The organism is Myxococcus sp. CA039A (assembly GCF_013336645.1).
GTDB classification, from domain to species: Bacteria; Myxococcota; Myxococcia; order Myxococcales; family Myxococcaceae; genus Myxococcus; species Myxococcus llanfairpwllgwyngyllgogerychwyrndrobwllllantysiliogogogochensis.
Genome location: NZ_JABUMQ010000356.1, coordinates 1 through 10,932 on the forward strand (window position 1 = coordinate 1; position 10,932 = coordinate 10,932).

Below are 10,932 nucleotides of genomic sequence, written 5' to 3' on the forward strand. Positions count from 1 at the left end.
CACCAGCAGTCCGCCCGCCACCCCCACCGGGGTGAGGGCCTCCGCGAAGACGGCCCAGCCCACCAGGGAGGCCGTGAGCGGCTCCAGATAGGTCAGGGCCCCGGCCGCCGCCGTGGGCACATGGCGCAGTCCGGCATTGAAGAGGCACGTCCCCAGCAGGCCACACACCGCGCCCCCGGCGAGCACCTGGAGCGTGGCCCCATCCAGCGCCGGGGGCAAGGCATCCGCCCCGGCGATGAGCAACAACACCCCCGCGGACACCGGCGCATGGAGCGACGCGACCGCCACGGGAGAATATGCCCGTGTCGCCGCTTTCGTCCCCAGGACGATGGCCGCGTAGAACAGGGCGCTCCCGGCGCCCAGCGCCGCCGTCATGCCCGCGCCGCCCGTCCCATCCGGCCGGCCGATGAGCAGCACCAGCCCCAGCAACGTCACGGGCGCGGCGACCAGGGCCCGGAAGGAGCGCCGCTCGCCCAGCACCCAGGGGGCCGCGAGCGCCAGCAGCAGGGGGGCCAGATAGTGCGTGAGCACGGCCACGGAGACGGGGCCGCGCTTCATGGCGGCGAAGAAGAGGCTGATGTTGGCCGCGTCCGCCAGGCCGACGACGAGCAGGGCCGCGGTGGCTCGCTTGTCGCGCCAGGGGGCGCCGCGCAGCAGGAAGGGCACCGGCAGCGACATGGCGATGAGAGCCAAAAGCGCGTTCTGGGCCCAGGACAGGCCCGCGGGCCGGAGGAAGAGGGACCAACACCCCCAGAGGGTGGCCCCGGCCGCGACCATGGCGAAGTGCCGCACTGCTCATGACTCCTGGTGACGCCGAATCGCCCGGAGGCGCCGACGGGGCGCGCAGCCTAGGAACATCTGCCACACTCCGTCCATGGGGCCCTTGTTCGCCTACAGCCTCGTGCCCGTCCTGTCGGTGTCGCTCCTCTTGTGTTTCACCGCCGCGCTGCGCGGACGTGACGCCCGGGGCTTGACGCTGTACTGCCTGGCCACGGCCTTCTGGAGCGGCTCGTTGCTCTTGATGTGCGTGCCCCAGGGTGCGTGGCTGGGGTCGCGCTTCGCCGCCAGCGGTGCCTTCACCGCCGCCGCGTACCTCCACGTCGCGTACGACGTCACCCGGCAGCGCTCCTACCGGCAGGTGGTGCTGGCCTACTTCGTGGCGGCGGTCGTCACCATCGTGGGCGCGCTCTTTCCGGATGCGCTGTACGGGCCGCTCGCGATGAAGCGGGGGCCGTTGTTCTGGCCCGTCATCGGGCTGTCGGTTTCCGCGGCCGTGGTGCCGCTGCTGCATCTGGCCCGCTCGTATCCGCGCGAGACGCCGGAGCGACGGCCGCTGTTGCGCAGCCTCGGCATCGTCGGCGCGCTGGCGTACTCGGGCGGGCTGGGCACGGCGCTGCTCCTGTCGGGTGGCTACGCGCTGCCCTTCGGGCTGTACGGGGTGCTGGCCTCGCTGCTGGTGCTGGTGCACGTGGTCAACGCGCATCAGCCTCCCGGGGAGCGAAGGCTCCTGGAGCGCAGCCTCGTCTACTCGGCGATGGCGGCGGTGCTGTCGGCGGGCTTCCTCTTCGGCGTGTTGACGCTGATGGCGGGCAGCGGGCAACCCTTCCTGCGCGAGTACCGGGTGGGCGCCTTCTTCCTGCTGGCGCTGGCGGCGCTCGCCTTCGAGCCCCTGCGGCAGGGGCTCCAGGAATGGCTGGGGCGCCGGTTCCTGAAGGGTCGGGCCACCGGCACCGAGCTGGTGGCGGCCCTGGCCGAGCAGGAGACCCGCGCGGACCAGGCGGCGCGACTGGCGGAGCTGGGCCAGTTCACCTCCGCCGTGGCCCACGAGGTGCGAAACCCGCTGGGCGTGCTCGCCGCGCACCTGAAGCTCCTGGAGCGCCAGGGCGTGGATGCGGACTCGGTCGCCGCCATGCGTGAGCAGATCTCCCGCGCCGGGCACTTCGTGGACGAGCTGCTGCGATATGGCCGGCCCCGGCCGCTGGAGCTGCGCCGGGTGGACATCCAGGCCACCGTGGAGCTGGCGCATTCCACCGCGCGACAGGGATTGGGAACGCTGGCGCCGGACGTGGCCTTCGAACTCGCGGACAGCGGCCCACTTGAGCTGGAAGCCGACCAATCCCAGCTCTCGCAAGTGTTTGTGATTGTCCTGGAGAATGCCTTGCTCGCGCTGCGCGAGACTCCCGCGCCACGCCTTCGTGTGCGCTGCGAGCGTTCCGAGGCGACCCTCCAGGTCATCGTCGAGGACAGTGGCCAAGGCATCCCTCCGGAGCTGCTCCCCCGGCTGTTCCAGCCCTTCGTCACGGGACGTCGCCGTGAGGGACCTCGCCCGGGGACGGGCCTGGGGCTGGCCATCGCCCGGGGAATCCTGGAGCGCCACGGAGGCGCGGTGCGGGCTGGACGCTCCGAGTCCCTGGGCGGCGCGAGCTTCGTCGTGACGCTCCCTTTGACGCAGCCCGTGCCCCTGGCCGCTGCCGCCTCCTGACGTCATACTGTCTTCACGTAGACACTTTCTCCACAGGGCTTTCGGATGTCGCTCGAATGCCGTGTCTGTGAGGAAAAGAGCGTGTCGGCAATAAAGCAGACCTGACGCGTTCTCTGGTGAAAGGGAAGGAGGGGGCCATGAGAGCACGGCCGAGATTGAGGGTGGTGGAGCCTCCGTCTGGAGAACCCAGGGCGGACTTCGAGGTCTTCGCTCGCCAATTCCAACCCGCGTTGTTTGCCATTCTTAGAAAGTATTGCGTGGGCATCGAACACGAGGTCGAAGACCTGGTGCACGATGTGTTGTTGCGTGCGCTGCTCCAGTGGGAACACCTACAGCATTGGGAGTCGTACAAGCAGCGCTTCTGGTTGGGGCGGGTGGCGGAGAACTGCTTCCTGGACCGGTGTCGGCGCCGCAAGAGCGAGGCGGACCGGCTGCGCAACCTGCTCGAACTCCATGAGGAAGCGGAGCACATCGACGAGGCCGCGCAGGACGAACTGTGGTGTCACGTCGGTGAAGAGGACGTGAAGTGGGCGCTGACCTTCCTCAGCCCCAAGCTGCGATTGACCTTCGAGCAGTACCTCCAAGGGATGTCCTATGCGCGCATCGCTCGAGAGACAGGCGTACCGCAGGGGACGGTGGGCGCGCGCCTGCATCACGCTCGACTGGAGCTTCGAGAACTGCTGCGTGAGACGGCCGAGCGTCGACGCCGGGAGCGGGGACGATGACGGTCGACTGCAAGGACCTGCCTCGGTTCCTCGATGGCCAGATGAACGCGGCGGAGCAGGGCGGGTTTCGTCAGCACCTGGGCATGTGCTCGCTTTGCGAGGCTCGCTTCCGGGAGAGCCTGCAACTGGAGTTGCTGGCGCATCGGGCCTTTCCCTCGCATGCGCCTTCATCCGCGAAGCGGCCTCCTTCCACCGGGCGTTGGTTCGGTGAGAGCGGGTCTGGCTTCAAGGTCCTCGTCGCGTGTCTCGCGGTGTTGTTGTTCTTCCCGAGCGCCGGCCACTGGGGCGGCGAAGACCTGTCCTGGCTCGTCAAGGACGGCCCGCGCACGCTGGAGGCGCGGGTGACGTATCGCGCGGTGGATGCGCGCTACCAGCCCTATGTCCCGGACCGGAGCGGGGCCTGGTCACGTCCCGCCGTGCCCTCGCTGCCGCTGCAGGAGCTGTCGAGGATGGAGGCGCGGGGAGACCTGCACGGCATCGCCACCGCGTACCTGCTTCATGGCGCGCCCCGACAGGCCCTGGCCTTCCTGAAGCGGCTGCCTCCCTCGGTGGACAGGGACTGTGACCTGGCGCTCCTGTCGCTGGAGCAGGCGCGACAGGGCGGGCCGCTGGACACGCGTCACGCGCATCTGGAAGAGGCACTGGAGCTGCTGGCGGGTGTGCTGCGCGTCTCACCGAGACATCCCCAGGCGCTGTGGAACAGGGCGCTGACGCTGGCGGAGCTGGGGCTGACGCTCCAGGCAGCGGACTCGTTCGGAGAGGTCGCGAAGTTGGGAGAGGTGGGCTGGAGCGAGGAGGCCTCGGCCCGGGAACGGGCCCTGCGCGAGTCCACGCTCTGGCGCGGTCGAGCCTGGAAGGACGCCTTCGCCGCGACGCGGGACTTGCTGACGGATGCGTCCGCGCCGCTGCCCCTGGTGGCGGTGAGGGACCATCCAGGCATCCTCCGACTGGCCTTCTACGACGCGGTGCGAGCGGCACCCCGGCGACAGGACGTGCTGCGGTTGCTGCCGCTGGCCCGGGCACTGGACGAGCGCTACGGCGGAGCCGTCCTCCAGACGTGGCTGTCTCGCGTGGCGGAGCGGGACTTCACACGAAGGGGGCCTCTGGCGCGGAGGTACGCCCAGCTCGTGCTGGGCGCGCTGTCGCCTTCCGGGGCGGTGATGGAGGAGCTGCGCCGCTCGGGAGAGGATGACCTCTATCTGGGCGCGCTCGTGCTCGCGGGCTCGGCGCGACAGCCGGTGGACTCGGAAGCGCTGGTGCGACTGGCGCAGGCGTCCGAGGACCCGTGGATGCGGGTGCTCGGCGAACTGGAGCTGGCTCGCGCGGACCAGCGGGACGGTCGCTGGTGGAACGCCGAGCAACGGCTGCTGGAGGCGCTGGACACCTGCCAGAAGCAAGGCCTGGTGTATCGCTGCCTGGGGCTGGAGCATGCGCTCACGGAGCTGTACCTGGACCTGCACCGCCCCGCGGACGCCTTCCAGCATGCGTGGAACGGCTGGGGCCGCGCCCAGGAGTCTCGCGAGTGGAGGTACGAGCAGTTGTTCCTCCAGGAGCTGGCGGACGTGGCGCGCTATCAACATTCCTTCACCAGCGCCCGCGCCTATCTGGAGGAGTCGCTGGTCCGCATGCCGGAGGACTGCGCCCAGCGCACGCACGTGCACAGCAACGTGGCCCTGCTGGAGTGGCAGCGCTTCCGCCCGGACGCGGCGCGCGAGTCGCTGGAGCGGGCGCTGGAATGTGAGCGACCGCTGGGGATGACAGGCGCGCGGGTGTTGTCGGAGATGGCCCGCTCCAATCCCAGGCCCCATGACGAACATTGGTTGCGCCGGGCCCTGGCGGACCTGCGGCGGGAGGGAGGCTCGCCCGGGCGCGAGGCGTTGCTGCTCGTCTTCGAGGGTCAGTTCGCGCTGGAGCAGTCGCGAGACGCGGGCCAGGCGTTGCTCTGGAGGGGCGTGTCGATGGCGGAGCACACGCCGGACAGCGTCGATGCGCGCAAGGCGCTCGCCTTCGGCTACTCGGCCCTGCTCTCCGAGGCGGGGCGCGCCGGTGCCTGGAACGAGGCCCTCGCGTTGATGGGCCGCGAGCTGCGCGTCGAGTCCGTCCCCGCGAGTTGCCTGCTGGTGGTGTCGCTTCAGCACGAGCGCACCCTGGTCCTCGCGCGCGGGCCTCAGGGCGAGCTGAAGGGCGCGTATTCCTCCGACCGTCGGGAGCCGCTGCGCGACGATGCCTCCGGACTGGTTCCCGCCGAGCTCGTGAAGGAGCTGACGGGCTGCGAGCACGTGGAGGTGCTCACCCGGCCGCCCGTGCACGGTCTCACCGGCCTGTTGCCGGACTCGCTGGCGTGGAGCTATCGCGTGGGGCGAGGCGCGCGAAGCCTGCCCGCGCAAGGAGGACAGTCCAGTCACCTGGTCGTCACCGAGGTGGCGAGCCCGCCCGCCCTGCGTCTGCCGAAGTTGGGGGCGCTGACGCCGCCGCGCGTACCGGACCCGTGGCGCGTGGAGCTTCGAGGCGCGGAAGCCACGCCGTCACGGGTGCTGCGGGAGATGGAGGACGCGTCCGAGGTCGAAATCCACACCCATGGGCTGTTCAGCGCCTCCCTGTCCGACGCGTCGATGGTGGTGCTCGCGCCGGACCCGGATGGACGCTACGCGCTGACCGCCGACAAGGTCCGTCAGACAAAGCTGAAGCATGCTCCGCTGGTGCTGCTGGCCACGTGTGGCGCGGCGAAGACGGCGCCGTTTCCGCATGAGTCCTTCAGCCTGCCCGTGGCCTTCATCTCGGCGGGAGCGAGCGCCGTGCTGGCGGCCTCCGTGGAGATTCCGGACACCGCGGGCGGCTTCTTCGAGAAGGTGCGCGAGCGCATCCGCGCGGGGGCTCGTCCGTCCGTGGCGCTGCGGGACTTGCGCGCGCTGTGGTTGCGCGAACACCCCGATGACGCGCGGTGGCTGTCCCATGTCCTCCTCTTCGAGTGAGCGCTTCGCGAGAGCGCTCCTGGTCGAGGGATGTGACGTGAGGGGTTTCCGGCAACAAGCAGGACGTCGTGCGTTCTATGGCTTGAGGGCCGCCAGCGCCCCGCATCCAGCGGGGGAGCGGAAGGCGGACCCCAGGAGCCGTGCGACATGACGAACTGCTTGAGCGACGCGAAGCCGACGGAGGAAGCGCCCGCGCTGCAAGGGCCCGCGGTGAGCGGGACCGCTCCGGAGCAGGAGCCGAAGGTGGAGGGGGATGTCCACGGAGACGAGTCCGACACTCCTCCGGCGGCCGCCCGTCCCGACGTGAGGGACCCTCCTCCCACCGGTCCTCCGGGCTGAGCGGGACGAGCGCGGCGGCCAGAACGCTTCGCGGATGTCTCCCGTTCGTGGGGCGTCCAAGCAAGTGGTGGAGCGGAGCAGACGCGGTGTCCTTCCGGTGGCGGGTCGACTCCGCCCTGGGGGCTGCACTGGTGTCCGGGAGCTGGCGGAAACCGGCGTGGTTGCGTCGGTTTCCAGACGGCGACCCAAGGATTCGGGGTGGCTGCGTTTCGAGTGGGCGTGGAAGGAGGGCGAGGGGTCGATGAAGGACCATCGCAATGCCTCGGTGAAGCGATTCACCGTGGCCTACAGTGCCGCCGTGGCACACGAAGGTTTCGAGGAGTTCGCTCAGCGCGTCAGGCCCATGCTCGTGGCCCTGGCGAGGCGTCTGTGCGGCCAGGGTGGCATCGACCCGGAGGATCTGGCGCAGGAAGCGCTTGTCCGGGCGCTTGTCCACCATGCCACCTTGTCCTCACAGCCAGAGCCCGTGTACCGGGCGTGGCTGTGCAGGGCGCTCACCAATCACTTCCTGGACCAGTGCCGCAGGAGGCGGACGGAGCTGCTGGAGCAGGAGCGCCGGGATATCCGTCTGGTGCGGGAGGACGTGGAGTCTCCCGACGCGAGAACGGGCGAGATGTGGGAGCGCATCACCGACGCGGACCTGGTCCAGGCCATTTCCCGGCTGCCCAATCCGCGCGTGCGTGAGGCGTTCGAGCTGCACGCCACGGGACTGCGCTACCGCGCCATCGCCCATCGCATGGGCGTGCCCGAGGGCACCGTGGGCAGCTGGCTGTTCCAGGCGCGCAAGGAGCTGCGCGAGCTGCTGATGCCGCTGACGGATGGTGGGGGGATGGCATGAGCCCTCCGTGTCATCGGTTGTATTTGTTCCTGGATGGCGAATTGCCCCCGGTGGACGAGGAGAACTTCCGCCACCACCTGGCTCGCTGCGGAATGTGCGCGTCCGGGCTGCACGAGGCGATGCAGCTGGAGCTGCTTGGCTTCCAGGCACTCCACCCGGAGGGGCTGCCCCTCGAGGAGGAGGTGGAAGAAGCGCCGCGCTTCGAGACGTCCCCGGCGTGGCCCGCGCCGCCCTGGCCGAAGCCCGCGTGGCACCAGCGGCTGCGCTCGGTGTTGCCCGCGCGGAGGGGCCCGGTGGGCTGGTGGGCCGCGGGAGCGGTGGCGCTGGCCGCGGGGCTCCTGGTGTTGGTGCTGGCCGTGCCTCGCGCGAGGGACACGTCGCCCGAGGTGTGGGTGGCCCATGCGACGCAGCGCGCGCTGGAGGCGCGGGTCTCCTATTCACGGGCGGACGGGTATCGCCCCTACGTGCCGATGCGCGCCGGGCCCGAGGCTCCCGTGGTGACGGCGCCCCTGCCGCTGCGCGAGCTGGCGGAGCTGGAGGACCGGGGCGACCTGCATGGCATCGCCGCCGCTTACCTCGTGCGCAGGGACGTGCGGCAGGCGGCGGACTTCCTGCGACGGACGCCCGCGTCGTTGGACCGCGACAGCGACCTGGCGGTCATCGCGCTGGAGCAGGGGCGACGCGAGGACGCGCTGGAGCAGTTGGAGACCGTGCTGCGAAAGTCGCCGGACCATCCACAGGCGCTGTGGAACCGGGCGTTGGTGCTGCGGGAGCTGGGGCTGACGCTCCAGGCCGCGGAGGCCTTCGACGCGGTGGTGAAGCTGGGGGAGGCCGGGTGGAGCGAGGAAGCCCGGGTGCGCTCCCAGGCGCTGCGCAGCGAGACGTTGCTGCGCTCGCGGGACTTCCAAGACGCAAGGGCGGCGGCGCAGAACCTGACCACGATGCAAGGCGCGCGTCTGCCGCTGGCCGAGGCCCGTCGCTTCCCGGGCGTGGTGAGGCTGTCCTTCTACGACGCGTTGAGGACGGCGACCACGCGCGAGGCGGCGCTGCGGCTCCTGCCGCTCGCGGAGGTGCTGGACGAGGTGCAGGGCGGCTCCACGCTGCGCGACACCGTGCAGGCCGTCGCGCGCGCGGACTTCCAGCGCCGAGGTCCGCTGGCGCGAGACTATGCGCGACTGCTGAGGGGTGAGCATCCCTCGCCGGGCGCGTTCCTGGAGATGCTGCGGCGCTCCGGAGAGGACGACCTGTACCTGGGCGCGCTCGTGGCGCTGGACGTGGTGGCGCGCCACCTGGACGACTTCGAGCGCATCGCCCGGGCCGGAGGCGACCCCTGGTTGGTGCTGCTGGCCGAGCGTGAGCTGTCCGTCCGGGAGGAGCACGCGGGCGAACCGTGGAAGGCGGAGCAGCGGCTGCGCGCGGCGCTGTCGTCGTGCTCGGGACGGGGGTTGGCGTACCGGTGCGCGATGCTGCGACGACGGCTGGCGGACCTCTTCGTGCGACTGCACCGGCAGGCGGACGCGCTGGAGGAAGCGCGTGACGGCTGGCGCCTGACGCGGGAGCTGGGGGAGTGGAACCTGGAGCAGCAGTTCCTCCAGGAGATGGCGCAGATCGCCCGCCTTCGCCACAACGCGGCCAGCGCGCGGGCCTTCCTGCGCGAGTCCCTGTCACGCATCCCGGATGACTGCGAACAGCGCACGTATGTGCACCGCAACCTCGCCATCGTGGCCTGGTCCGACTTCCGCCCGGACGAGGCCCGCGAGGAGCTGGAGCAGGCCACCCGCTGTGGACGCCCCCTGGGCATGTCGGGCGCATGGGTGCTCTCGTATCTGGCCCGCCATGGCGCGGAGGTCCGCGACGAGGACCTGCTGCGGCGCACGCTCGACGAACTGCGCCGCGGCTCGCGCACGCCAGGGGAGCTGGCGCTGCTGACGTTCCTGGACGGTCAGTTCATGCTGGAGCGGGAGCGGGCGTCGGGGCGGGAACTCTTGCATGGCGCCATCGACGCGGCGGAGGCGCTTCCTCGGGACGTGGACGCTCGCAAGGCCCGGGTCTTCTCGTACGGCGTGTTGGTGAGCGACGCGGCCCGCTCCGGTGTCCAGGAGCAGGTGCTGGCGCTGATGGGGCAGGCCCTCCGGGTGCCCGTCCCGGAGCGCTGTGTGCTCGCGGTGTCCGTGGACCACGAGCGCACGGTGACGACCGTACGCGACGCGGTGGGCGCGCTGTCGGGCGTCTATGACGACCGGCGTTCCTCGTCCCTGCACGGGACGGCCGACGGGCTCGTTCCATCGAGGCTGGTGGCGGCGCTCCGCGGATGCGAGCACGTGGACGTGCTGGCCTTGCCGCCCGTGCACGGCCTGCCGGGACTGCTGCCCGCGGACCTGGCCTGGAGCTACCGCGTGGGGCGCCCCGGGCCCGTTCCCGAGGCGCGGGTCCAGGGCGGCCGCCACCTGGTCGTCACGGGCGTGGACGCGCCGCCAGCGCTCGGGCTGGAGAAGCTTTCGCCCCTGGAGGCGCCTCGTGTGCCGGACCCGCTGCGAGTGGAGCTGCGCGGCGCGGCGGCCACCCCGTCGCGCGTGCTTCGTGAGATGGCGGAGGCGCGCGAGATTGAACTCCACACGCACGGCCTCTTCAGCTCGGAGCTGTCGGACTCCTCGCTGCTGGTGCTCGCGCCGGAAGAGGATGGACGGTACGCGCTCGCGGCGAACCAGGTGCGGGAGCAGCCGCTCGCCGGCGCCCCCCTGGTGTTGCTCGCGGCGTGTGGGGCTGCTCGCGCCGCGCCCTTCCTTCACGAAACGGTGAGCCTGCCGGTGGCCTTCATCGAGGCAGGGGCGCGCACCGTGCTCGCCTCCACCGGTGACATTCCCGATACGGCGGGGCGCTTCTTCGAGTCCGTACGCGAGCGCATCCGCGCGGGGGCCCCGGCCTCCCGGGCCCTGCGCGACGAGCGCCTGGCGTGGCTGGCCCGCGAGCCGGCGGCAACCTGGCCCGCACAGGTCCTCCTGTTCGAGTGACGTGTCGACACGTCATCAAGGATTCCGACCCCCCGCGTTCTGGAGGTGACGCTCCGTCGACCTGACGGCGCGTCGCGTCTTGAAACATCGAACAGGGGGGGATTCTCACATGCTGAATTCAAATTCGGGGAAGACCAGCGCGGGCCTCGTTGCCCAGGAGATTCCGGATCCACCGCCGGAGAAGGATCGGGGCCTGCGCGCGCCGACCGGGGAGGAGGCGACGCCTGTTTTCTCCGCCAGGCTCTCGTTGCCCCCGCCTCCTCCGGCGGACGAGCCGGCCGCCAACGACGAGCGCTGAAACACGTAACAGCCGTTTCATGACTCTCCTGAATTACTGGAGAGTTGCTTGTTTTTCGGGGCGTTTCCGGGGGGAGGCGCCCCGATTTTTTTGAACAAGGACGCTCAAGGAAAAAGGCTCGGAACGTATTTCAGAAGGAAGAGGGCGGCGACGGGGGAGTACGGCTGCTTCGACTGCATCGCGACAGGGGGGAGTGATGTTCCGAGGTGACGCGCGGGGCCATGGTGACACCCATGGGATGTGGGCACCGGAGGATGGGCGTGGAGC

At 70.6% G+C, this 10,932-nt stretch carries 8 protein-coding genes; 7 read left to right on the forward strand and 1 reads right to left on the reverse strand.

Annotated elements, in window-relative coordinates:
* A partial coding sequence (locus HR086_RS39445) for a DMT family transporter (protein ID WP_174468189.1) occupies positions 1-792 on the reverse strand: 792 nt, incomplete at its 3' end.
* An 82-nt stretch (positions 793-874) separates the two neighbouring features.
* On the opposite strand from HR086_RS39445, the gene HR086_RS39450 reads away from it, so the two are divergent.
* The 7 genes from HR086_RS39450 (at position 875) to HR086_RS39480 (ending at position 10,665) form a co-directional block, all read left to right on the forward strand.
* Positions 875-2,482 carry a sensor histidine kinase gene (locus HR086_RS39450; protein ID WP_174468190.1) on the forward strand — a complete coding sequence of 536 codons (1,608 nt, stop codon included), beginning with the start codon at positions 875-877 and terminating at the stop codon, positions 2,480-2,482.
* 137 nt (positions 2,483-2,619) lie between these two features.
* Entirely contained in the window at positions 2,620-3,207 is a 588-nt protein-coding gene (locus tag HR086_RS39455) for an RNA polymerase sigma factor (RefSeq protein WP_141644213.1), read from the forward strand.
* On the forward strand, positions 3,204-6,179 hold the full coding sequence (locus HR086_RS39460) for a CHAT domain-containing protein (RefSeq protein ID WP_174468191.1): 2,976 nt from the start codon (positions 3,204-3,206) through the stop codon (positions 6,177-6,179). The genes HR086_RS39455 and HR086_RS39460 overlap by 4 nt, the downstream gene beginning before the upstream one ends.
* Before the next feature lie 147 nt (positions 6,180-6,326).
* Positions 6,327-6,518, forward strand: coding sequence for a hypothetical protein (locus tag HR086_RS39465; RefSeq protein ID WP_174453545.1), 192 nt, complete (start codon positions 6,327-6,329; stop codon positions 6,516-6,518).
* 241 nt (positions 6,519-6,759) lie between these two features.
* Entirely contained in the window at positions 6,760-7,356 is a 597-nt protein-coding gene (locus tag HR086_RS39470) for an RNA polymerase sigma factor (RefSeq protein WP_174453546.1), read from the forward strand.
* Positions 7,353-10,367: a CHAT domain-containing protein gene (locus tag HR086_RS39475; RefSeq protein WP_174468192.1), complete on the forward strand. Its 3,015-nt coding sequence runs from the start codon at positions 7,353-7,355 to the stop codon at positions 10,365-10,367. The genes HR086_RS39470 and HR086_RS39475 overlap by 4 nt, the downstream gene beginning before the upstream one ends.
* 109 nt (positions 10,368-10,476) lie before the next feature.
* Positions 10,477-10,665 carry a hypothetical protein gene (locus tag HR086_RS39480; protein WP_174453548.1) on the forward strand — a complete coding sequence of 63 codons (189 nt, stop codon included), beginning with the start codon at positions 10,477-10,479 and terminating at the stop codon, positions 10,663-10,665.
* Positions 10,666-10,932: the final 267 nt, after the last annotated feature.

Bases quoted from the DNA above. Each gene is read 5' to 3' on its own strand.
- HR086_RS39480 (WP_174453548.1), top strand. From the start codon at position 10,477: ATGCTGAATTCAAATTCGGGGAAGACCAGCGCGGGCCTCGTTGCCCAG.
- HR086_RS39455 (WP_141644213.1), top strand. From the start codon at position 2,620: ATGAGAGCACGGCCGAGATTGAGGGTGGTGGAGCCTCCGTCTGGAGAA.
- HR086_RS39470 (WP_174453546.1), top strand. From the start codon at position 6,760: ATGAAGGACCATCGCAATGCCTCGGTGAAGCGATTCACCGTGGCCTAC.
- HR086_RS39450 (WP_174468190.1), top strand. From the start codon at position 875: ATGGGGCCCTTGTTCGCCTACAGCCTCGTGCCCGTCCTGTCGGTGTCG.
- HR086_RS39465 (WP_174453545.1), top strand. From the start codon at position 6,327: ATGACGAACTGCTTGAGCGACGCGAAGCCGACGGAGGAAGCGCCCGCG.
- HR086_RS39475 (WP_174468192.1), top strand. From the start codon at position 7,353: ATGAGCCCTCCGTGTCATCGGTTGTATTTGTTCCTGGATGGCGAATTG.
- HR086_RS39460 (WP_174468191.1), top strand. From the start codon at position 3,204: ATGACGGTCGACTGCAAGGACCTGCCTCGGTTCCTCGATGGCCAGATG.